This window comes from Herminiimonas glaciei, from assembly GCF_042664955.1.
GTDB classification, from domain to species: domain Bacteria; phylum Pseudomonadota; class Gammaproteobacteria; order Burkholderiales; family Burkholderiaceae_D; genus Oxalicibacterium; species Oxalicibacterium glaciei.
Genome location: NZ_JBHTBU010000001.1, coordinates 1013721 through 1037427 on the forward strand (window position 1 = coordinate 1013721; position 23707 = coordinate 1037427).

The 23707-nt window shown below is 53.3% G+C and carries 21 protein-coding genes and 1 pseudogene; 17 read left to right on the forward strand and 5 right to left on the reverse strand.

The genetic code is table 11. From position 1 onward, the window contains the following. The first annotated feature begins 94 nt into the window (after positions 1-94). The 10 genes from ACFQPC_RS04395 (at position 95) to ACFQPC_RS04440 (ending at position 14182) form a co-directional block, all read left to right on the forward strand. Complete coding sequence (locus ACFQPC_RS04395) at positions 95-538, forward strand: MarR family winged helix-turn-helix transcriptional regulator (protein ID WP_382270375.1); 444 nt, start codon at positions 95-97, stop codon at positions 536-538. Between the two features lie 39 nt (positions 539-577). After that, complete coding sequence (locus tag ACFQPC_RS04400; protein ID WP_382270376.1) at positions 578-1012, forward strand: GNAT family N-acetyltransferase; 435 nt, start codon at positions 578-580, stop codon at positions 1010-1012. A 238-nt stretch (positions 1013-1250) separates the two neighbouring features. Next, positions 1251-4094 carry an autotransporter outer membrane beta-barrel domain-containing protein gene (locus tag ACFQPC_RS04405; RefSeq protein ID WP_382270377.1) on the forward strand — a complete coding sequence of 948 codons (2844 nt, stop codon included), beginning with the start codon at positions 1251-1253 and terminating at the stop codon, positions 4092-4094. A 373-nt stretch (positions 4095-4467) separates the two neighbouring features. Then, positions 4468-6165: a ShlB/FhaC/HecB family hemolysin secretion/activation protein gene (locus ACFQPC_RS04410; RefSeq protein WP_382270378.1), complete on the forward strand. Its 1698-nt coding sequence runs from the start codon at positions 4468-4470 to the stop codon at positions 6163-6165. Positions 6166-6186: 21 nt separating this feature from the next. Then, positions 6187-9075: a two-partner secretion domain-containing protein gene (locus tag ACFQPC_RS04415; protein ID WP_382270379.1), complete on the forward strand. Its 2889-nt coding sequence runs from the start codon at positions 6187-6189 to the stop codon at positions 9073-9075. Positions 9076-9621: 546 nt separating this feature from the next. Beyond that, positions 9622-10653 (forward strand): MBL fold metallo-hydrolase, encoded by a 1032-nt coding sequence (locus ACFQPC_RS04420; protein WP_382270380.1) that lies wholly within the window; start codon positions 9622-9624, stop codon positions 10651-10653. Positions 10654-11085: 432 nt separating this feature from the next. Next, a complete protein-coding gene (locus ACFQPC_RS04425) occupies positions 11086-11385 on the forward strand; it encodes a hypothetical protein (RefSeq protein WP_382270381.1) in 300 nt (99 codons plus the stop codon). Positions 11386-11689: 304 nt separating this feature from the next. Next, positions 11690-12697 (forward strand): diacylglycerol/lipid kinase family protein, encoded by a 1008-nt coding sequence (locus tag ACFQPC_RS04430; protein WP_382270382.1) that lies wholly within the window; start codon positions 11690-11692, stop codon positions 12695-12697. Continuing rightward, positions 12694-13518: a metallophosphoesterase family protein gene (locus ACFQPC_RS04435; protein WP_382270383.1), complete on the forward strand. Its 825-nt coding sequence runs from the start codon at positions 12694-12696 to the stop codon at positions 13516-13518. Before ACFQPC_RS04430 ends, ACFQPC_RS04435 begins: the two co-directional genes overlap by 4 nt. A gap of 112 nt (positions 13519-13630) precedes the next feature. Next, the gene (locus ACFQPC_RS04440; protein WP_382270384.1) at positions 13631-14182 is read left to right on the forward strand and encodes a DUF4256 domain-containing protein; all 552 of its coding nucleotides are present in this window, start codon (positions 13631-13633) and stop codon (positions 14180-14182) included. Positions 14183-14199: 17 nt separating this feature from the next. On the opposite strand, the gene ACFQPC_RS04445 is transcribed toward ACFQPC_RS04440, so the two are convergent. Continuing rightward, positions 14200-15108 (reverse strand): LysR family transcriptional regulator, encoded by a 909-nt coding sequence (locus ACFQPC_RS04445; RefSeq protein WP_382270385.1) that lies wholly within the window; start codon positions 15106-15108, stop codon positions 14200-14202. A 143-nt stretch (positions 15109-15251) separates the two neighbouring features. Between ACFQPC_RS04445 and ACFQPC_RS04450 the strand changes: the two genes are divergently transcribed. The 4 genes from ACFQPC_RS04450 (at position 15252) to ACFQPC_RS04465 (ending at position 18408) form a co-directional block, all read left to right on the forward strand. Beyond that, on the forward strand, positions 15252-16223 hold the full coding sequence (locus ACFQPC_RS04450) for a quinone oxidoreductase family protein (protein WP_382270386.1): 972 nt from the start codon (positions 15252-15254) through the stop codon (positions 16221-16223). Positions 16224-16272: 49 nt separating this feature from the next. After that, positions 16273-16704 carry an ester cyclase gene (locus tag ACFQPC_RS04455; RefSeq protein WP_382270387.1) on the forward strand — a complete coding sequence of 144 codons (432 nt, stop codon included), beginning with the start codon at positions 16273-16275 and terminating at the stop codon, positions 16702-16704. 110 nt (positions 16705-16814) lie between these two features. After that, the gene (locus ACFQPC_RS04460; protein WP_382270388.1) at positions 16815-17450 is read left to right on the forward strand and encodes a DUF2239 family protein; all 636 of its coding nucleotides are present in this window, start codon (positions 16815-16817) and stop codon (positions 17448-17450) included. A 58-nt stretch (positions 17451-17508) separates the two neighbouring features. Further along, the gene (locus ACFQPC_RS04465) at positions 17509-18408 is read left to right on the forward strand and encodes an alpha/beta fold hydrolase (protein ID WP_382270389.1); all 900 of its coding nucleotides are present in this window, start codon (positions 17509-17511) and stop codon (positions 18406-18408) included. Between the two features lie 198 nt (positions 18409-18606). Here the strand turns inward: ACFQPC_RS04465 and ACFQPC_RS04470 are convergent, their stop codons facing one another. Both ACFQPC_RS04470 and ACFQPC_RS04475 read right to left on the reverse strand, forming a co-directional pair. Further along, positions 18607-19392, reverse strand: coding sequence for an SDR family oxidoreductase (locus ACFQPC_RS04470; protein ID WP_382270390.1), 786 nt, complete (start codon positions 19390-19392; stop codon positions 18607-18609). After that, positions 19389-19709, reverse strand: a complete 321-nt coding sequence (locus ACFQPC_RS04475; protein WP_382270391.1) for a nuclear transport factor 2 family protein — start codon at positions 19707-19709, stop codon at positions 19389-19391. The genes ACFQPC_RS04470 and ACFQPC_RS04475 overlap by 4 nt, the downstream gene beginning before the upstream one ends. A 122-nt stretch (positions 19710-19831) precedes the next feature. Between ACFQPC_RS04475 and ACFQPC_RS04480 the strand changes: the two genes are divergently transcribed. After that, entirely contained in the window at positions 19832-20728 is an 897-nt protein-coding gene (locus ACFQPC_RS04480; protein WP_382270392.1) for a LysR family transcriptional regulator, read from the forward strand. A 93-nt stretch (positions 20729-20821) separates the two neighbouring features. Beyond that, positions 20822-21118 (forward strand): DUF7957 family protein, encoded by a 297-nt coding sequence (locus tag ACFQPC_RS04485; protein WP_382270393.1) that lies wholly within the window; start codon positions 20822-20824, stop codon positions 21116-21118. Positions 21119-21212: 94 nt separating this feature from the next. Here the strand turns inward: ACFQPC_RS04485 and ACFQPC_RS04490 are convergent, their stop codons facing one another. Then, positions 21213-22088 (reverse strand): EamA family transporter, encoded by an 876-nt coding sequence (locus tag ACFQPC_RS04490; protein ID WP_382270394.1) that lies wholly within the window; start codon positions 22086-22088, stop codon positions 21213-21215. 178 nt (positions 22089-22266) lie between these two features. Here ACFQPC_RS04490 and ACFQPC_RS04495 point away from each other — a divergent pair. Beyond that, a pseudogene (locus ACFQPC_RS04495) lies at positions 22267-22388 on the forward strand (MGMT family protein); the annotation flags it as partial. Between the two features lie 162 nt (positions 22389-22550). Here ACFQPC_RS04495 and ACFQPC_RS04500 read toward each other — a convergent pair. Then, on the reverse strand, positions 22551-23597 hold the full coding sequence (locus ACFQPC_RS04500; RefSeq protein WP_382270395.1) for an NAD(P)-dependent alcohol dehydrogenase: 1047 nt from the start codon (positions 23595-23597) through the stop codon (positions 22551-22553). Positions 23598-23707: the final 110 nt, after the last annotated feature.

The window sequence follows — 23707 nt, forward strand, 5'->3', positions numbered from 1 at the left end:
GATTGCAATTGCAATCGTATGGATGGCAATCCTACAGTGGTATCATATGAATTGCAAATGCAATCGATATAAAAATAATTCAGTAAGGAGCCAAATGAACACGAACGAACCGGATCTGTGGTTTTCCTTTGTGCGTACCCATCGTGTGCTCATCAAGGAAATCGAACGTCGCCTGGCGGATGCCGGCTTGCCGACATATGCGTGGTACGACGTGCTGTGGGGGCTGGAAAGCGGCAAGAATGGCACACGTCGCATGCACGAACTGGCTGAAGCACTCGCCATTGAACGCTACAACCTGACGCGCCTGGTTGATCGCCTCGAACAGGAAAACCTGGTCACGCGTTCGCGCTCGGCAGAAGACGGCAGGGCGGCCTTCGCAAGCATTACCGCTGAAGGGCGCGCCTTGCGCAAAAAAATGTGGAAGATCTACGAAGCTGCAGTCTCTGAACTGTTTCTCGCGCAGTTTAATGATGAAGAGCGACGTTCCCTTGCCAGCGGACTGGATCAGGCCGCGCTGGCGGCGCGGAACACTGACTAGGATGCTGCGAAGCAGAAGCGTTGCAATGATTGCCTGCCCATGACGATTTCCGTTCGTCCCGCCCAAGCTGGTGACAAGCCGGCAATGCGCGAACTATTCCTGCGTTCGCGTGTGGAGACTTTCGTTTGGCATGCAGTCGACTCCTTCCAATTGGAAGACTTTGACGTGCAGACGCAAGGTGAACTACTGTGGGTGGCAGAAGACGCTGCCCAAATCGTTGGCTTCATATCCCTGTGGAAGCCCGACAATTTCATTCACCACGTGTACGTTGACAGGCGCTGGTCCGGACGCGGCGTAGGGCGACAGCTACTACGCTTGTTGCCGGGTTGGCCTGAAACACGTTTCCAGCTCAAGTGCTTATGCCTGAACGAGGCTGCGCTGGCGTTCTATCGTAGCTGCCATTTTGTCGAAACTGGAAGTGGTGTAGCGTCGGGTGGCGCATACCTGGTGCTGGAATCTACCGGGGTTGATTGATTCCTGGCCTGCTTCCGGCCAGAAGTACTAAATTCTCCGCGCCCGCCATCGGCCGATAGCGGTTATTTACGCCAATGTAAAAATGTTTTTTGCTGATCGTGCTCCATGGCGAGGCTGGCGTGTAGCACGTTTGCGCTACATACAAACATAGCGTCTATCTATAGAGTGTCCTGACTTAAAAGAAAATGGCTGATTTATTGGCTTTTGCATTTCCACCGCTCTGCCGGAACAGGTCAATATGAACAGCAACTATCGCATCGTCTTCAATCCTAAAACAGCTGCCTACAAGCTCGCATCCGCGCGCGGTAAAGGAGGGACGGCCAGAACGGTTCTCGGTTCCGGCTTGACGGCGGTGTTGCTATGGGGGACAGGGTGTGCGCCAGCCTGGTCGCTGCCATTTTTGATGGTTGATAACTTGCCAGCGACTACGTTTTCAGGTGGCCCAATTACTGACTACGGCGGTGCATTTGTGGGGATGAATGCAGCAGGCCAGCTAAATATAGAAAATGCCGCTGCAATCAGCGCGATCCAGAGCTATATAGGTTGGGCCCCGACTGCCACGGGCGTGGCGATTCTCACCGGAGCTGGTTCAAACTGGACTAGCGGGGTGATGTATGTCGGGTTTCACGGCACGGGCACAGTTAACGTCGAAGCAGGCGCTGCTGTCATCAACGACGTGACCATCATCGCTTCCGAAGTAGGCAGCCAGGGCTCGATGACTGTGAGTGGTAGCAATTCCAGGCTGACCAGCTCGACGGAATTGGGAGTGGGGGCTTTGGGTACAGGGTCGCTCAATATCAAAGCTGGCGGAACTGTTCAGAGCGTAATCAGCACTATCGGAGGGGTATCGGACGATTCCCAGGCAAAAAGCGGCAATGGCACGGTGAACGTGAGTGGGCTGGGTTCAAGTTTTGTGAGTTCATATGCCTTGCTCGTAGGGTATTCCGGTACTGGCAAGCTCACTATCGAAGACGGCGCAACTGCCAGTGCTCAGATTATTTATCTGGGCGGGCAATCCGGCGTCAGTGGCGAACTAAGCGTGAACGGAGCAGGTTCACAGCTGACAGGCTCAACCCTGATCGTGGGAGCGCAGGGGATCGGAACGCTGAATATTTCTAATGGTGGCTTGGTCAACAGTGCAGACGCCACCATAGCGCTAGGTGCCGCGAGTACGGGCGTCGTGTCGGTCAGTGGTCTGGACGCAAAATGGCTTAATCAGTCTGGCACAGTGATCGTCGGTGGCACGGGCAATGGCACACTCAACATCAGTGACGGCGGCGCTGTTTTCGCGGACAGCCTGACATTAGGGCAGAGTACGAGTGGCCGTGGTGTACTCGCGCTCAGCGGTACCGAAGGTCGTCGTGGCGTTTTGCAGACGAGTATTGTCGGCAGAGGTACAGGCGCAGCCAGCCTCATCTGGGAGGGGGGCGTTTTACGCGCCCAAGTCAACAACACCAATGTCATATCCGGCTTTGTAGTCGGTGAGGTCGATGTTCGCAGCGGCGGTGCTTTTATCGATAGCAACGGTTACGATATTGGACTGACGACTGCCGGCTTGTTGGCGGGGGTGGGCGGACTGACCAAGCAAGGCGCTGGGACTTTGTCGCTTGCCGGATCAAATACTTATGCTGGTAATACTACGGTGTCCGAAGGCCGTCTGCTGTTTGACAGCTACGCGCAAAGCGCAAGCCAAACACTGGGTATAGGTGTATCAGGCAACGTGAACTACGGCAAACTAGCGGTCACCAATGCGGCAAACTTTGCTGCCGATGCCAGGATCGCCGTCGACGTGCGTGATATCAGTACGCTCGCCAAAGATCAGATACTGGCCGGCGTTATTTCTGCCGGCACATTGAATGCATCAACCTTCAATGTGACTGACAACTCGGCAATTTTTAATTTCCGCGCAGCGATCAATGGCAATGCCGTGGATCTGACTGTGTTGCCGGGAGTGGCAGTCTACGATGCAGTAAGGAATAGTGGGGCATCTGGCGCATCAGGCGCGGCCCAGGTTTTCGACGACATCATCAACAATGGATCGACTGGTGACATGGGTGCTGTCGTGACTGCGCTCGGGTCTTTGGCGACCCAGGGCGAAGTCGGGCGCGCGGTCAGTCAAACACTGCCAGCGCAAAACGCGGGCGTGACGCAAGTCGGCAAGGGCGTGTTGAACACTGTCAACAAGCTGATAGAGAATCGCCAGGGCGATAGCAGCGGTATTTCGGGCGGTGATAATTTCAGCAATCGCTCTGCGTGGCTCAAACCTTTCGGCTCCCGTGCCAGTCAGGATGATAAAGATGGTATCTCCGGTTTCAATGCGACGACATGGGGACTTGCTGGCGGTATCGAAGGAGATCTCCGCCAGGGCACACGTATCGGCCTGGCCTATGCTTACGCCAACAGCAAGGTCAACGGCAATACCGCTTTGTCCGGTGCGCAGCAACGCGTGGATGTCGATGCGCATGTGCTGGCCTTGTATGGGGCGACTGAACTGGCGAACGGTATGACGCTCGGTTTCCAGGGCGATATCGGACAAAACAGCAACGACGGTACACGCAACATCAACTTCGGTGGCCTCAATCGCACGGCGACGTCTGATTACAAAACCTATACCGCACACGCCGGTATCAGCCTGGCAAAGTCGCTGGCGCTGGATGAACGCACCAGCATCACGCCGCGTATCCGTGCTGATTACACCTGGTTGCGTGACCAGGGTTACAGGGAGCAAGGCGCCAACGCGCTCAATCTCGATGTGGCGAAGAACAGCAGCGAAGCCTTCGTCCTAGGTGCCGATGCGCGCATCAGCCATGTGTTGAACGATCGCAGTCGGATCGAAGCGTATGCGGGTGCAGGCTACGATACGATCAATAAGGCCGGCAATATCGTTGCCAGCTATGCAGGTTCATTGGGACAGGTATTCGCGACGCCGGGAGTAAGCCACTCGCCGTGGTTGTTTGCCGGTGGACTAGGCTATGTGCACCAGACGATGGGCGGCACGGAGATATCGCTACGTTACGACGTTGAAGGCCGTAGCGATTACACCAATCAATCTGCATCGGTGAAGGCAAAGTGGGCGTTTTAGCCTGAAAGGCGGATCAATTGTGGCAGGGCAGCGCAGTTGCTATGTCGCAGATGGGTCAGTAAGTAGGATTATGTTCTAAACGTGGGGCAGTTTTCGATGCAAATCCACACCCGGCGCCTACTATCGATCAGAAGCAGGCAGCTATACGTGCTCAGCTCCTGAGGCAGTACAAACCGTTTCCCATCTTGCGCACTTAGGGATGAGACCAAGCAGCTGATTTGTAATTGAAAAACGGACAGGACATCTACTGCATTTACAGTATTGTCATACGTTTCTGACGTTGATATGCTGCCGGCTTAAATCATAAAATATGGCTGGAGGCTCAAGTCTGATCGCGCCGACTAGCTGCGTGACGATACTTTCGATGTCCTAAATGACTACCCCTCACAAATATCGGCGTCCTGCACGGCCTGGCACAGCCTTTCCGCTGGCAAGCTTATTGATCGCATCCTTGTCTATTTCAGTCGCACCGGCATCAGCGCAAACCATGCCCGATGCCGGACGCCTGCTGGACGATATTCAGCCCCCCCGGCAATTGCAAAAAAGTAGCGTCGAGGCACTTCCTGCGCCCTTGCCACGTGCGCCGTTACAGCTTCCGGCTGATATCAAAGTCCAGGTCGAGACCATCCGTATTACGGGTGCCCAGGCATTCCCGGCGGCTGAGTTGCAAGGCCTCGTGGCCGACCTGACCGGCGGCCAACATAACCTGGCCGAATTGGAACAAGGCGCCATGCGTATCACGCAGCATTATCGGGAGGCAGGCTATATGTTAGCCCGGGCCTATTTGCCGACGCAGGAAATCAAGAACGGTGTAGTCGACATCCAGGTACTGGAAGGACGGCTGGGCCAGCTCTCGCTGAACAACCAATCCAGCTTCAGTGATGAACGCATACGCGAACAACTGGCGGAGATAACGCCCGACCAGGCTTTGCGTAGCGACACGGTAGAACGTGGATTGTTGCTCTTGAGTGATATCCCTGGGCTGCTTGTTCGCTCGACCTTGTCGCCAGGCGCTTCGCTGGGCACCACTGATCTGGATATTCAGGTAAAGAATGGCAAACCTTATGATGCCAACGTTAGTGTAGACAATCTGGGTAATCGTTATACCGGCGAAGCACGTATCAATGGCAGCGCGACCTTGAACAATCCTTTGGGCCTGGGTGATGCACTGCAATTAAATGCCTTGAGTTCGGGGAGTGGCCTGGTCTATGGGCGTTTGAGCTATCAATTGCCGCTCAATCGCCAGGGCACCCAGATTGGAGCGGCCTATGCCCAGATGCGCTATCGACTCGGTGAAGAGTTCAGCAATCTCGATGCGCATGGCACGGCACGTATCGCCAGTTTTTATCTCATCCATCCGCTGCTGCGTAGTCGCCAGGCCAATCTTAATCTGCAAATTAATATTGATCACAAAGAGCTCGACGACAACATTGATCTGACGTCCACCTCCACGAGCAAGACACTCAATAATCTGAGCGTGGGTTTGTCCGGTTATCGCAACGACGATGCGATGGGTGGTGGTATCAGCCACGGTAGCCTGAGCGTCACCGCGGGCAAGCTTAAGCTCGACGCCGAAAGTGCTGCGTTGGACGCTCTCGGCCACAATACGCAAGGCAACTTCGTCAAGAGCAATATCCAGCTCGGTCGATTACAGCGCTTGAGTCAGCGATGGAATCTGTCAGGGCAATTGAACGCGCAATACGCTGGCAATAACCTCACTTCCACGGAAAAGATGTCGCTGGGCGGTGCCTATGGTGTACGTGCATATCCACAAGGTGAAGCGCCCGCCGACGATGCCTGGTTGCTTAACCTGGAGCTGCGCTATGACCTCACACCGCAAACGCAAGCGCTATTGTTTTACGACGGCGCGGAAGGTCGTCTGAATCACAAGCCTATAGCTGTTGATGGAAACAATCGCCGCTCGCTGTCGGGCGTGGGTACGGGCATACGCTGGGCTGGACCGCAAGGCTTGAGCCTGCAGGCCAGTGTAGCCTGGCGCACTGACGATGCACCGAATTCCGACAAGGACAAGACACCTCGAGCCTGGCTGCAGATAGCCAAGCGCTTCTAAGACTCAGCAAGAGGAAATACCATGCAAGATTACCACTGCTCCGTCCGCCATATTTTCCGCGAAGACAAGCCGCAATATCGGCTCAGCCCGGCGCATCGCATACTGGCAATATTTGCCGGTAGCGTAATCGCCGTGGCGACGCCATTAGCCTGGGCAGCCCCGGCAGATGGCGTGGTGACCAGTGGCAGCGGCAGTATCAGCAGCAGCGGCAATGTCACCAACATCGTTCAAGGTAGTAACAAGCTTGCGATCAATTGGAGCAGTTTCAATATCGCCAGCAATGAAACGGTCAATTTCATTCAGCCTGGACGCGATGCGATCGCCTTGAATCGCATCATTGGTAGCGGTGCCACCGAAATCTACGGCAAGCTTAACGCCAACGGCCAGGTATTCCTGCTGAACCCGAATGGCGTGTTGTTCGGTGCCGGTGCCAGCGTCAATGTCGGCGGCCTGCTGGCCAGTACCCTGAATCTGAGTGATGCTGACTTCAATGCCGGTAACTACCGTTTCACTTCTCTTGGCAATAGCACCGCTGGCATTGTCAATCAAGGCAGCATTACAGCTGCAAACGGCGGATACGTCTCTTTATTAGGTAGCCAGGTTAGCAATCAGGGCACCCTGGTCGCCAGGCTAGGCAACGTAACACTGGCAGCAGGCAGCGACATGACGCTCGACTTCGCTGGTGACGGCTTGTTAAGCGTCAAGGTCAATCAGGGTAGCCTGCAGGCGCTGGTGCAGAACAAACAGCTGATCCAGGCCGATGGCGGCACGGTCGTGATGCACGCCAAGACGGCGGACAATCTGATACAGGCGGTCGTCAATAACGACGGCATGATCCAGGCCAACGCTGTGGATACACGCGATGGTCGTGTCATGCTGGTCAGCGACAACGGGCAATTGCAATTGAATGGCGGCATCCGCGCGCAAGGTGGTCAGGTGTTGGCCGATGCCGGCAACGGAGACACCATCCTGCAAGGCCGTGTCGATGTGTCAAATGCGACTGGTAAAGGCGGCCAGGTCAGTCTGCTGGGTGATCGCGTCGCTTTGTTTGGCACGGCTCAGGTTGATGCCAGCGGACGTGACGGTGGCGGCACAGTTTTGATTGGTGGCGACTTCCAGGGCAAAAACGCTGCGGTACGCAATGCCAGCCAGACCGTCGTATCAGCCGCTACGCAGATTGATGCCAATGCAACAGGGAAGGGCGATGGCGGGCGCGTCATCGTTTGGTCCGACGGTACGACGGTGGCGCAAGGAAAAATCAATGCGAAGGGCGGCGATAGCGGTGGCAATGGCGGCTTCGTCGAGGTATCCGGCAAGCAGACGCTCAATTTCAACGCCCAGGTCGATACGCGCGCTGCCCTCGGCACCATGGGTACCTTGCTGCTTGATCCGACCGATCTTGACGTGGTCGATTGCGTGAATAGTTGTGGCTTCAGCCTGCCGGTCATCAGTTTTGGTGACATACCGAGCGGCGGTCAGTCGACCATACGGGGGGCTACCTTGAGCAATGCCACCACCAATGTCAGCCTGCAAGCGACCAACAGCATCAACTTCTACGATCCCGTAGCTATCGCCGCTGCAGGTAAATCGCTGACCGCAGAAGCCGGCAACACCATCAATGTGTACAACTCCATTTATGCTCCCGCCAATGTCACTTTAAAGGCGCCGTCTATCTATATTGCGAGTAATGTCGATGCCGGCAGTAGCGTCCATTTGCTGGCCGATGGCCTCACCATATCGGGAGGGTCAGGCGGCTTCGTTGCGGCACCAAAGGTCATTATTGAACCCTACAGCGCCGGATTTGGCGTGTCTATTGGCGGACTAGGGCTGGGTAACAGTCTGACGCTGTCAACAGGTAGCCTGTCTGGGATAAACGGAAATTCCGCCTTAACCCTGATAGGCAGTAACATCGAGCTGAACACTACACTTAATCGTAGCGGCGACACTATCATGGTGGCCAGCAGCAGCTTCTCAAGCAGTGTGGCCAACATGTCTATCGGTGGCCGCTACCTGGTCTATACTGCCGATCCCACTACCAGCAACCGCAACGGTGCCGGCTCCTACAGCAAGCATTACAACGTGAGCTATGACGGCACCACGCCAGACTATGCCGACACCGGTAACTGGTTTTTCTATAGCATTGCGCCGACTTTGCAACTCACTCCCACCGGCGGCTCAATAGTCTATGGCAACGCACTGCCTTCCGGCTATACCATCGATACCGGAGGATTGATAGACGGTGACACACTGCCCACCGCCGGCCTCTCCGGCACCGCTTCGTTCGGCGTCGCAGCTGGCAATACGTCGGCATCAGGCCATCTCAATGTGGGCAGCCATGCGCTGGATTACACCGGCAACCTGGCCTCCAGCCTGGGTTATCAAATTGTGTCCAATGCAGGGAATGTGACGGTCACGCCGGCGACTCTGTCGGTCAGTGGTGCCATCGCGCAAAACAAAATTTATGATGGCAATACCACTGCCACTATCAGCAGCGGCATGCTTAACGGTTTGCTGGCAGGCGATGCGGTCTTCCTCAACCAGAACGGCAATTTCGACAGTGCATCCATAGGCACTGGCAAGACTGTCAATCTGGCGTTCAGCCTCACCGGTGCTGACCAGGGCAACTATATATTGAGCAATCCAAGCGGCAACACGCTGGCCAACATCAGTAGTAACACGCAGAACACGCAAGCTCTGGCTTGGTATCAGGCTGCGATCAAGAGCACGGATCGTCCGGATTTTGTTCCGACATTCACGACACAACGCAGCCTGAATATTGTTCGTCAGGATACGGCAGCGACTACTCGCGTGCATCAAACTGAGCAGCAGAGCAGCGATAGCAGCAACGATACCGCTGGCAAGACTGATGCCACTAACAGCGTGTTGACCATCATCGATGGCGGCGTATAAGCGACAGGAATCCTGCGGAAACAGACGATCACTCCAACGCTGAGGATGGACCGATAGCGATCCTCGTGCGTGGGGTGCAGTTTTACTCGGGGTCGACGTTTAACAATGACTGCGAGATGTACCGACAGCATGCCAAGAAAATCAAACAGTAAAAAAATGGCCCGTTGAAAAACCGGGCCATTTTTTATTGCAAATCGCAAGTCAGTCTGCCGATTTTACGAAGTCGGAAACAAGCTCAGTCTATTGCCTTCTGTCCGGCAACTACTACCGGAAGCGGGAAGGCGCTAGGAAAATCCCTGTCTCGCTATCAGGCGATCCCTAGATTCAAATCAGGCGATCCCGATTCCTTCTGTTTCTGTTAACGCCCACGATGCAGCAGCACATTCATTCCGCTACGCGATAAGCCTGGTTTTTTCGCGTACGGGAGTGTTGTGCTGTGCGAAACATTTAGCAAATGGCGTCAAGAGTCTTTCCAATAATTGAAAGCTATTTGTTTCGTGTAAATCGGTTTCATTTTGTTCATTGCCATTCCTTAGGAGGAGACATATGAAGTTCAGTACCAAAAGTTGGTCGAAAATTGCCCACATGGGTATCACGATCGCCGTTGCCATCGCTGCTTCATCAGCGGCGATAGCCGGGTCAACAGAAAAACAAAATTTACCGGAAGTGAAATATGAATCCGGCGTGTTGCCCAAGGTTTGGTTTAGTGGAGGCCCAGGTTGTGCGACTTTCACAGACGACTTCCAGGTCAATAAATACAACGACAATTTCTACATCCTGCGTCAGTCCGGATGCACGCATACCGAAAAACCTTTTTTATACATTTTGTTTGGCAAGAACAAGGCTATCCTGTTCGATACCGGTGCCGGTAATAACACCGATCCGACCACCGGGCGTGTGCCGAATGTAGTCGCTGCCGTTGATAAGGTAATCAATGAATGGCTAGCGAAGAATAACCGTTCATCCATACCATTGGTAGTGACGCACCTTCATTCACACTGGGATCACACCTGGGGTGATTTCCAGTTTGAAAAACGCCCTAATACGACGTTTGTAAAATCTGGCGATGTGGGAACCCTGCAGTCTTTCTTCGGTATCAAGAATTGGCCCCAGGACACCGCTACTTTTGACCTCGGCGGCCGTATCCTCGACATTATTCCTATTCCCGGACACGATGCGACCAGCATTGCCGTCTATGACAGGGCGACGGCGGTCTTGCTCTCCGGCGATACCGTGTACCCGGGCCGTATTTATATCAATGAACCTGATCCGGACCTGTTCCAGGCCAGCATACAGCGGCTGGTCGATTTCACCAGTACGCGTTTGGTCGTGCATGTGCTTGGCACGCACATAGAGCAACGTGCACCTTATCTCGACTATGCAATCGGCGAGCACTACACACCGGAAGAAATTCCGCTGGAACTGGGCCGCGCTGAATTGCTCGAGTTGCTTGAAGCTTCGAAGTTGCGCACGGAGGTAGGTGGCAAGAAGCAAGTGACACAAAAAGCGTATCGGGACTTCACGATCTGTGACGTCTATCCGAAATGCACACCGGTAAATTCTGCACCGCGCAAATAAGCCCTTGGTGGATGGCTGCTTCCGCCAGCCATCCATGGCGATCTCTCGCCGATCGCCAACGTGTCGCTGCCGAAACGCCATAAGGAAGCGATCGGCGTCTATAGTTTTGCCAACTACATTGATGCCGCCGGACAGGCTGCAGGCAATCTCACCAAACACAAAAATATAACGATACGGCTAAGGCCTGACCATGTGGTTTATTCAGGCAGCTAATGCCTTATCCATCGGAATTTCGTTCTCCCAGCTTACGGACTGCTTGCGTGGCTGGTGTTATTGAAGGTCCGCTTTCGGCCAAAGGTGGATGTTCAATTTTGCCCTATATTCATGGGATAGCGAAAAGATGCGGACAGGCCGTATTCTTGGACTTTGATAATTAGACGATTTGCTAATGATCCAAAGCAGGCATTAGTAATTGGAGATCAAAGGAAAAAAATGGAATTTAGAAAACAGCTGGAGATTCAAAATTTACAGCCAAGAACTCCAGAACAGATTCGCGCATTGAGGAGACAATTGCGCATCTTTGGCATCGGTTTTATCGGCTTTGGTATATGTGGATTTTTTATTCCGGTTAGCGAGGTCGCGCCGCGTTCGCTATGGTGGCTGGTAAGCATTATAGGCGCCGAGAATGTACGGAACATTTTTTTGACGTTAATGGTTTTGCTAGGGATGGCGATTTTTGGAGCCAGTTTCATGAAGGTGAGATATCCGCCCTCTTTAAAAAAAATGCGGTGATCGGGGCAGTAGATATCACTTGTTCTATTCGAATCATTGCCAACAAGCTTCTGCTTATGCTTAGAGAAGTCGCGCTGCAAATTGCAGGATGTCTGGCACCGGCCGGTATTGGAAAAATTCTTTTATGTACGGCAGCGTACATAGTCAAATGACGCGAAATGATACGTTTCTTCTTCACCCTACAGGAACGCATCATGCCCACACGACAGCGCTCGAAGGATACGATGCTTCCAACTATTTTTGAGGCTATCTGATTTCTCCTTCATCCCCTTCATACTCGTCCCGGTCGCCATTATTTTTTGTAATGAATGGTGGTTCCGGTCGCCATGACGCAGACGATACGCGGCAAACGATCGAATCCGCGATGCAGGCGGTGGGGCGTCACTATCGCGTCTTCGTGATTGAAGATGTGGGGCAGATCCAGGCTACTGTGCAGCAAGCTGTGGATGCGGCGCAGGAGCAGGGCGCGGCGGTTGTGGCGGTGGGTGGTGATGGAACGATTAATGCAGTTGCCAATATCGTGCTCGGTAGTGGCTGTGTCTTTGGCGCGCTACCGCAAGGCACGTTCAATTATTTCGGTCGCACGCATGGCATACCGGAAGATATTACTAAATCGCTGCAGGATTTATTGCATGGCACACCCGTTCCGGTACAGGTTGGCGAGGTAAATGGCCATGTTTTTTTGGTCAATGCGAGCGTGGGCCTGTATCCGGAATTGCTGGAGGATCGTGAGTCCTTTAAACAAAAATATGGTCGCAGCCGATTGGTGGCGATATGGTCAGCGATCGCCACGGTGTTTGGGAGGCACCGGCGCTTGCACCTGAAGCTGGAACAGGATGGCAAAACCAATGTAATGCGCACGACGACTTTAGTCATCGGCAACAACCGTTTGCAACTGGAGCAGGTCGGTATGCCGCAAGCGGAGGCCGTGGTGCAAGGGCAGCTTGCAGCGATTGCCGTGCGTCCCGTCGGCAAGCTTGCGATGTTGTGGCTGGGGGCATGCGGTGCACTGGGGCGCTTAGGTGATGCTGAACATGTCATTGGTTTCAGTTTTCGTCATCTTACTGTCGCCAACCGCAGTGGTTTGCGTAGCGTGGATGACACGACAGCAGGGCAAGAAAGCACTGCCAGGGAACGCCTAGGGAAGAAAATCAAGGTTGCCGCGGATGGGGAAATAATGTGGCTGGATAGTCCGCTTGAGTTTCGCGTCGCAGCAGAACCATTGCTGCTGATTAAGCGTCGACACATGGCCGCCGGCAGTGCTGATAATCATCTTAAAGAAGAAACAGGGACGGGAGGGAATGCTGCATGAAGACCGTGCTGCACATTTCCGACCCGCATTTCGGTACCGAGCGGACACCCGTCGTGCAAGCGCTGGAACGACTGGCGCACGCACACAAACCTGGTCTGCTCATCCTGTCAGGGGATATTACACAACGCGCACGTGCCGTCGAGTTTAAGGCAGCACGCGCTTTTGTAGAACGACTTGCGATTCCTTCCCGGCTTGTTATTGCCGGCAACCATGACATTCCATTGTTCGATGTATGGGCCCGCATTTTTCATCCTTATTCGCGTTATTGCCGCAGCTTCGGCACTGAGCTGGAACCCGTCCATGACGATCCTGAATTACTGGTGATCGCTGTCCGTACCACGCGCCGCTATCGACACATTGAGGGTGAAGTGTCAGATGAACAGATTGAACGGGTAGCAGAACGTTTGCAGCACGGTGATGACAGGCGTTTACGTATCGTTGTCACGCATCAGCCGGTATTTGTCACGCACGCGGTCGACCAGGAACATTTGCTCCGCGGGCATCAATGGGCGATTAACAGATGGGCCGACGCAGGTGCCGACCTGGTACTCGGCGGTCATATTCATCGGCCATTCACTTGCGCATTACATGAGCAATTTACGAATTTATCGCGCCGTGTCTGGGCCGTGCAGGCAGGTACTGCCGTGTCGACCCGTATACGTCACGATTCCAATAATTCGGTCAATTTCATTCGCTACGGTTTCCAGGATGCGCCGCTACGCTGTACCGTCGAACGTTGGGATTACAGCGATGCAGCGGATGATTTTTTGTTGATAGACAGCGTCGAGATAGAACGCTCTATGACTGGCAAGACGCTTTGATCCGTTTAGAATTCCTCCTTGCACACAGTATCGAATTCCGGGATTTGGTTTTATCATAAACGGCTGAATACTTGCGGCGATTAATGGAGCAGGACAAAGACGGAGACAAATCATGCCAAAAAAACTAAAGGCGAATGAACGTGACGAATTGCTTGGCGCATTGAGGGGCAGGTTCGACAATAATATGCATAGGCATCAAGGCTTGAAGTGGGATGCGGTACAGGCAAAACTGGTCGCGCATCCGGACAAGCTATGGTCGCTGTATGAGATGGAAAGGACCGGCGGCGAACCGGATGTGCTTGCGCATGACAACGGCGAATATGTCTTTTTTGATTGCTCCGCCGAAAGTCCGAAAGGCCGTCGCAGTGTTTGTTACGACCGTGCAGCGCTGGAATCGAGGAAAGAGCATTTGCCCGAAAATACCGCCATCGATATGGCGGCCGAGATGGGCATAGAGCTGTTGTCCGAAGCGCAGTATCGGGAATTGCAGAAATTCGGCATCGTCGATGCGAAGACTTCAAGCTGGATCAAAACGCCGGCGGATATCAGGAAATTGGGCGGTGCGATCTTTGCCGACTTCCGCTACGGCCATATCTTCATTTATCACAATGGCGCATCTTCCTACTATGCGGTCAGGGGCTTCCGCGGTGCGCTCAAGGTTTGAAACTGCCTGCGACAAGCCTAGAAGCCTAATCCCCGTTCCCGCATCAATTCCACCATCCAGTCGACGAATACACGCACACGTGTGCTCAGGTGGCGATTAGGTGCGTAAACAATCGATAGCGGGATGCTGTCCGCTTTCCAGTCGCTTAATAGTGGCACCAGCAAGCCCGAAGCGATGTGTGGTTTCACCATGAAACCCGGGCTATGCATGATGCCGAGCCCGGCGAGTGCCGCCGCCAGCATTGCATTGGTATCGTTGATGCCGAGGAAATGACGTCCGTTTACATGGATACGCTCATTGCCTTGGGTCAGCTCTATTGGCAATTTCCGTCCGCTGCCGGCAAAGAAATAGCGGATCAGGAGATGGTCGTTTTCGAGGTCGGACGGATGCTCGGGTACACCATGCTTGCGCAGATAGGCCGGGCTTGCCGTCGTAAGCAGTGGCATGACGCCGATTTGACGTGCAATCAGCGATGGATCGGTGATGATGCCGCCGCGCACGACACAATCAACCCGGTCACCCAGCAAGTCAACCGGGCGATCGCTGACACCGATATCGATTTGCAGGTCCGGATAACGTTGCTGGAATTCCGGCAGTGCCGGTATCACCAGCATGGTCGCAATCGTTGCACCCATGTCGACCCGCAACTTCCCGCGCGGATTGGATTGGGCGCTGCCTATCGCCAGATCGACTTCCTGCCATTCATCGACCAGCCTCGCCATGCGTTCGTAATATGCCGTGCCGTCATTGGTGGTCGATACCCGTCGTGTTGTACGGTTCAGCAGCTTGACGCGCAGGTGCGCTTCCAGTGCCTGTACCAGCTTGGTTACCGTGTTGCGCGGTAATTCGAGCGCGTTGGCGGCTTTCACAAAACTCCCGGTTTCCACCACCGCTGTAAATGCACGTACAGCCAGGAACTGATCCATTTCGGCCTCTTTTATTGTCACTTAATAAGGAACACTGATGTTATTTATAGCATCTTTATCACCTTAATAGTGATAACTATACTTTCTCCATCGATAGGCTGAATGCGGGCACAAGGCGCCGCAAGCCCGACCAGGAGAAGAATATGAACCAGCAACGTGTACGCATCTATGAACAAGGTGCTCCGGAAGTAATGCGTTATGAAGCCGCGCCGGCCGCGATCGGCACCCCGGCAGCGGGCCAGGTGCGCCTGCGCCAGGATGCGGCAGGAATCAATTTCATCGATACGATGTTCCGTGACGGCACGGTCGGTGTGACGCTGCCATTCAATATGGGGGTGGAAGGTGCAGGTGTGATTGAAGCGATCGGTGCAGGAGTCAGCGACTTTGCAGTAGGTGACCGTGTCGCTTATTTTTTCTCGTTTGGTGCGTATGCAAAGGTGCGCACAATAGAAGCGGATGCCTTGGTCAAACTGCCGGCTGATGTCTCTACCGAAACCGCCGCAGCGCTACTGACCAAGGGACTGACTGCATGGATGCTGCTGAAGCGGGTACATGCCATCAAACCCGGCGACACGATACTCGTACACGGTGCTGCAGGCGGTGTCGGCTCGTTGCTGACACGCTGGGCCAAAGCACTCGGTGCCACCGTCATCGCTACTGCGAGTGCGTCCAAGGCGGCACTGGTGCGTGCCCATGGGATAGACCATGTACTCGATTCCGGTGCAACTGATCTGGCAGAGCAGGTACGTGCGATTGCTCCCGGTGGTGTCGACGTGGTGTATGAATTTGTCGGGCAGGCCACCTTTGCACAATCTGTCCAGGCATTGCGTGATGGCGGCCATCTGGTCCATGTCGGCAATGCTTCCGGCGCGCCGCAACAGGGCTACCAGGATCAACTGGCACAGCGTGGGATACGTTACACGAAACCGGCTACCGCGCAGTACGTCAACAACCGGCAGGTGCTGGAGCTGGCCAGCCACGGTTTGTTCGACGCCTGGCGTACCGGTGTGTTTGGCGACGTTGAGCCGGTGCGCTATGCCATGGCGGATGTGGTGAGGGCGCACCGGGATTTGGCCGCGCGACGTATTTCGGGTCCGGCCATCCTGCTGCCATAAACCCCGGACTGACAAGATCGCATCCTAACTTAATCAAAGAGGAATCATCATGAGCAAAAATACTGTAAACGATACAAGTGAAGTCGCCAAAGCGGTCATCCGCCGCAATACCGAAGAGGTGCAGGGCAAGGGGAATTACGCCTTATTCGATCAACTGTTTGCGGACGACTTCCTGGACCATACGCCGCAACCGAATTCGACACCGGACAAGGCGGGTGCGCTGAAGCTTTACAAGACCTTGCGCGGCGCCTTCCCTGATTTCCATGCGGTGATCCACTGGCAGATCGCCGATGGTGACCGTGTCACTACCTACAAGACTTATCACGGTACACAAGAGGGTGAATTCCTGGGAATTGCACCTAGCGGACGGCGTATTCAATTCGAAACCGTGGATGTCATGCGGGTACAAGGCGGAAAAATTACCGAACACTGGGGCGTCGCCAATCTGTACTCGCTGGTGCAGCAATTGAGTGCAGCTTAAAGTTGTTTTGGAAGCATTAGTGCATCTCTCCATAATAATACCCGGGTATTATTGACACTTTATTTTTATCCGGGTATTATTTGCTCCATCGAATAATGATGGAGTAAGCCATGTACGACCTTCTTGCCAAACCCACTACCGCCTTCCAGGGGGCGCGGCTCCTCGCGTCCGGTGCCTTGCTGGAGGTTGCCCTTGCCGTCAAGGCTGCGACCGACAGTGGTACGGCCGAGACCATCCTCGTATTTGACGATAAGAGCGGCCGCGTGATTGACCTGGACCTGCGCGGCTCCAGCGCGGACATCAGCGAGAGACTGGCGCAGCCGGCACCAGCGCCAACGGGTCGCTTCCGGTCGCGTACTGCAGCCGAATCTGCGAAGGAAGAAAGCACCGAACCGCGCGGACGGGGACGACCAAAACTCGGTGTCGTTGCCCGTGAAGTCACCTTGTTGCCACGGCAATGGGAGTGGCTGGCCGAGCAACCGGAAGGGGCTTCTGCCGTGCTGAGGAAACTGGTGGATGAAGCGAAGCGTAACAATAGCTCGCAACAAAGAAAGGCGGCGCAAGAGGCCACCTATCAATTCATGTTGGCGATTGCCGGTGATCGTCCCGGTTATGAAGAAGCGACACGCGCGCTTTTTGCAAATGATCGCGTGAAACTGGAGCAGGGCATCGCGGAATGGCCGGCAGATATCAAGGCGCACATCCTGCGTTTGTTATCAGTTGCCGACGTCCATGAGGCAGGCTAGAGATCATGCGAACAAAAACCGATCCGGAACCGACGCAAAATCAGGGAATGAGCCTGCAATGAAATCCGTAAAAGCAAATGGCATCGAACTGGCGTATGACAGTTTTGGTGCCGAGCAGGATGAAGTCATTTTATTGATCGCAGGACTTGGTACGCAGATGATCCGCTGGACTACGCCGTTCTGCGAGGAACTTGCGCGGCAGGCTTATCGCGTTATCCGCTTCGATAATCGCGATGCCGGATGTTCAACACATTTCGATGCCTCAGGTACGCTTGATTTTAAAGAGCTGGCTTCCGCACTGATGGCCGGGCGCAGGCCGGATGTGCCTTATACCTTGTATGACATGGCTGCCGATGCAATCGCTTTGCTCGATGTGCTTGCTATCGAACGTGCGCATATTGTTGGTCGCTCCATGGGCGGCATGATTGCGCAAATTATGGCCAGTGAGCACCCGGCGCGGGTGCTGTCGCTCACATCGATCATGTCATCCACCGGTAATCCCGGGTTGCCGCAGGCCGCGGCTGATGTAATGGCGAGCATGATGCGTCCCCGACCTGATCCTTATACCGATGAAGCAGGTTTTTTGTCACAGGCTCTCGCATTCGCACGCCGTATCGCCGGCAGTGCTTACCCGTTTGATGAAGAGGCGCATCGCATTCTGATACTGGAAGAAGTCAGTCGTGCCTATGATCCTGCCGGTAGCAGCCGGCAAATTGGTGCAATGGCGGTAGCCGGTGACCGGCGCGCGCGGCTTGCGTCTGTTTCACAGCCGACGCTGGTGATACACGGCACGGATGATCCTTTGATCGTTCCTGCGTGTGGCAAAGACACTGCGCGCTCTATTCCGAATGCAGAATTGATGCTGATCCCCGGCATGGGACATGACTTGCCACAACAGGTTTGCCCTATGGTCATCAATGCCATCGTGCAGAATATGAGACGCGCCGGGAATATCTAGGTTTGGTAGGCACATTTATACGTAACAACGGTTGATGTGTCTTACACTTAATTTAATGTTGTGGTTAGTAACAACTAAATCTTTATGTTTACCCCATTGAAGTTGTGAATGTCAGCTATCGGCCAGAAGCAGACATAGGTACAGATGTCTGCTCCGGGACGGTAGGCATACCTACAGATGTTGCTGCATACGAATCACTCAGACTGTTGGAATCGTTCCACCGTCAATTACGAACTCCCCGCCATGCATTGAAGCCGCTCGGGATGAGGCTACGAATGCGACTAGCTCAGCTACTTCGCGAGGTTGGGCTGGCCTGCCAAGTGGTATTCCGCCCAGAGAGGTCATCAGAAGACGACGTGCATCTTCCAGTGAGATTGCGTGGTCTTCAGATATGCGTTGCATCATGGCCTCTGCAGCGGTGGTTTCGACGAAGCCTGGCGCTACAGCGTTAACACGAATGCCAAGTGGGCCGAATTCCTTGGATAAGGACTTACTGTAGTTTGAGAGGGCTGCCTTAGCCGCGGCATACGCAACTGTCGATTCATAAAGAGGCAATCGACTCTGAATGGATGTGATGTGAACGATTGCCCCTGCTTTGCGCGTCACCATCCCAGGAATGACTGCGCGGTCCAAACGGACTGCTGCCATAAGGTTGGACTGGATTGCGTTTTCCCAAATATCGTCAGTCAGAGCTAGTGCACCACCGTTACGAGCATCAGAACCACCGACATTGTTGACTAACACATCAACTTGGTTCTGCCATATGTGTGCGATTGCTTCTTGGACAATGGCACAACCATCCTTTGTGGACAGGTCGGCTTGTATCAAAGTTACGCCATTTGGCAGAGCCGATTCGCTCGCTCGTCTTGCCGTGGTGATGACCTTTGCGCCACGCTCCGAGAACGTTTGCACAATGGCGGCACCAATTCCCTTGGTGCCGCCTGTGACCAGAACGTTCTTTCCTGCAAAATCGTGCCCACTCATACTGTCACCTCCAAAGAGTTAATTAGGTCGCCGACAGTCAAAAAATGAAAATGGAGAACTGCGGGACTTCCGGGGAAATTTCCGTAAACTGAAGCTTTAAGCACATAAGCTTTATCGTTCGATGTCACCTGGATTGGAGCAATGTACGCGGAGTACTTGCTTGCCGTTTCGAGCTTCCAAGCCCTGATTTGGTCTCGGCCGCGATGAAATTTCCCTTCGTCTTTGACCACGGCATCTTGAGTAAAGCACTTCGTTACAGAATCAATGTCATGACTATTCTCAGCGAGAACATAAGCGGCGATTGGTTGTGGAATCATGGTTTTCTCCTTGGTTGAATATGTCCATCTTATGAAATTCAATTGCAGAGATAAAGATGCTTTAAGATGAATGGTTATGAACTATTGGTTCATAATATTTTATTTTTGAGAGGTACTTGATTATGGCAACCATCTCGCTTGATTCCATTCGGATGTTCTTGGCTGTAGCCGAAGCACGTAGCTTTACGGCTGCGGCTCAGGCATTGGAAGTTACTCCGACAGCTGTGAGCAAAGCGATTCGATTAATGGAAACCAATCACGGCGTGGCGCTGTTTCAAAGAACGACCCGGAGCGTTGCATTGACGGAGGCCGGGGTAACGCTTTATGAGCGCTTGTCTGTAGCTGCTGGGCAAATCGATGAAGCATTCAGTTTAATGAATGAATATAGAGCCCGTCCCATGGGTACTCTTAGGGTGACTGCACCTAGAGCGTTGGGGGCAATTGTCTTGAAACGTTTGGTTGCTACATTAAGAAAAAAATATCCCGAGCTGCGTTTGGACTTGTCGCTTAATGACGGAATAGTCGATTTGGTGAAAGATGGCTTCGATGCAGGAATAAGACTTGGACATGCATTGGAGCAGGATATGGTTGCAGTACAGATTAGCTCAGATTTGCAATGGTCGGTAGTCGCATCGCCAGCTTATCTAAGCGAGGCCGGAACTCCACAAAAGCCAAGGGATTTACTCACTCACCAAACGATTCAGTACCGATTTGTGAGTTCCGGTACTGTTCCTCCATGGCGCTTCACGCTTGATGGTGAAGAGCTGTTACTGCAAACTGAAAGGTCTTTGGTCGTGAATGACACTACAACTATTGCTGATTTCGCTCGTCAAGGCTTGGGACTGGCCTATCTGCCAGACATCGAAATAAAAGATGACCTGAAAGAAGGTAACCTCAAAAGAGTACTGACTAAGTACGTTCCGCCAACGCCAGGTCTCTTCCTTTATTTTCCACAAAGGTCACAGAGTCAGCTGAAACTAAGGGCGCTTATCGAGGAGGCTACCGCACTGAAACAATAGATGGGCAATGTGACTCGTCCGTTATCGGCCAAGAGCGGACATCGACAACAATTTCGAAACCTACTTACAAGATGAGATGAAATTTCATGCGACATGAACGTTAAGAAGTCATTTCCGCTTACCAATGGTGATTCGTTAGTACTTATTGACATGCTAGGACGCGCGAAGGCTGCGACCTGGGAAGACGCGAATCGTAATGTTTATCGATTTGACCCTTCGGGAAGGGTGATTTGGAGGATTGCAAGCAGATCTGAAGCAGATGAAAAGCTACCGTACACAAATATCTATTTCGGTGAGCTTGGAGAATTGATGGCCTACTGCTGGGACGGTGATGAGTACGAAATTAATTCAGACACAGGTGATATTGATATCGGAAGATTTTTGAAATGATTTGATGAATAGTTGTTAAGCGGTGAACGATAGTCACTATCGGCCAAAAGAAGGCGCAAAGAGAAAGTAAAGGGCGGCCGTTGGTCGCCTTTTTTTATTCTTTCGAACGGAGTGCACTGCTCAAAGTGCTGCCTGCTGCGGCAAATATTATGAGTGCTATGGCCGTCCACTGAATAATGGTCAATTTCTCGTCAAGAATCAGGAAACCTGCAATAGCGGCGATTGCAGGGGCTGTGCTTACGACGAGGCTAAAGAGGGGCGCTGCCATGCGGCGTAGTGCTGTCATCTCCAAAGAATATGGAATCGCGCTCGATAGTGCTGCTACCACGAGTCCAATGAGCAGTACCTTTGAAGAGAGTAAAGCTGTTCCCGCTCCTGCGATGCCAAATGGCACAGTGACTAACGCGGCAACTACCATGCCCCACGCAACGGCATCAACGCCTTGTTGTGACGACACCTTCTTTCCTGCCAGGATATAGAAAGCCCAAGATAGCGCCGCGCCGATAGCGCACAAGACGCCAATAGGGTCTAACACGGGCGCACCGCCATAAAGAGGGAGTAAGAGAGCGAGGCCACAGATAGCCGCTACAAGCCAAATGAAGTCCCATCGTTGCTTGGCTCCGAGGAGAACAACTGACAGCGGGCCCAGAATCTCAATGGCTACCGCAATACCAATTGGAATGCGTGCAAACGCCTGATAAATGAGAAGATTCATCAATCCTAACGTGACACCATATTTGATGAGGTTCTTGTAGATGCTTTGGCCGGGCATCGCATTCCACGAGCGGCGAATGAGGACTAGCAGGCAGGCTGCAAGGCCAATCCGAAGGGAGGTCATGCCAGCAGGGCCAACCAACGGGAATAGTGTTTTAGCAAATGCAGCCCCGATGTTCTGGCTGACTAGGGAAGTGATGACTGCAATGGCACCAACGATAGGCTGATTCATATTGTTGCGGATTGGTGTGTTCATTGGGTCATTATACGGATGAGTTCTGGGAGCAGTTTTGTGTCTTTCAAAGGTAATTAAAATTATTCTGAGAGAACGGCTGCCTGCTTCTGTCTGTCTTTGAAATGTCTTGTTGGGATCGAAAACGCCCCTTCAGATGTAGTCACCTGTGGGTGTAATAGGCGTTTCTATGTTGGTGGACCTCAACCACATTGCGGTGGCGATTCCTTGTCATCGCGTGGTCCGTCGTGATGCGAGCTTGCCGGATATCGTCGGGGTGTGGATCGCAAGCGTGAGCTATTGCGTCGGGAAATCAACAATTGACGGATGTTTTCATCGCCAGATTCCACGCTCATCAAACAACTGAATTGGAAAGGTATCAGGTCCGAACTCAATTGATGAGTAAATAGCCTCAACATCTCCAATAACAAGTGATCCCTTAAATGAAAAACCCGTCTCAAGGACGGGTTTTTTATTGCTGCCGGTTTAGGCCAGCGTCGCCATATCGATCACAAAGCGGTAACGGACGTCATTCTTTTCCATCCGTTCCCATGCATGGTTCACATCTTTGATCGCGATCATTTCAACATCGCTGACGATATTGTGTTTGCCACAGAAATCGAGCATTTCCTGCGTTTCCGCCATGCCGCCTATGCCCGAGCCGAATATCGATTTGCGCCCGAAGATCAGGTTGCCACCGATGATAGGATCAATCGCGGTCAACACACCGACCATGCCCATTTTGCCGTCCAGCTTCAGCAAGCCGAGATATGGATTGACGTCATGGCCGACCGGGATGGTGTTGAGCAGGAAGTCAAAGCTGCCGGCATGCTGGGCCATCGCAGCCGGATCGCGCGAGACCAGGATGTCATCTGCACCCAGGCGCTTGGCATCCTTGCCTTTGTCGGGTGAGGTAGTAATCATCACTACATGTGCGCCCATCGCCTTGGCGAATTTCACGCCCATATGACCCAGGCCGCCGAGACCGATGACACCGACTTTCTGTCCGGCACCGACCTTGACGTGGCGTAACGGTGAATAGGTGGTGATGCCGGCGCACAGCAAAGGCGCAACAGCTTTGATATCGAGGTTGCCAGGCACCTTGACGACAAAACGTTCTTCCACCACCACGTGATCGGAGTAACCGCCGAAGGTCAGTTTGTCACTGCCGCGTTCAGTGCCGTTATAGGTCCAGGTTGCGCCTTCGGCACAGTACTGTTCGAGATCCGCGTTGCAGGCTGCGCACTGGCGACATGAATCCACCATGCAACCGACGCCGGCAATATCGCCGACCTTGAAGTTCTTCACATGTGCACCGACTGCCGAAACGCGTCCGACAATTTCATGCCCGGGCACCATTGGATACAGGGAGTTTGACCAGTCATTCCGTGCCTGGTGCAGGTCCGAATGGCAAATGCCGCAATACAGAATATCAACGCAAACATCGTGTGGCCCGGGTTCGCGACGTTCGAACTGGAATGGTACTAAAGGGGACTTTGCATCTTGAACCGCGTAACCATGAGCGTGCGCCATGTTGAATCCTTTCGAAGTGATCAATGGAAGGCGCAATATCGCGCGCCTGATTGGGTTGCATGAAAGATAGCAGGCATTCTTTTATTTGATTAGACTATTAATTTCGATAG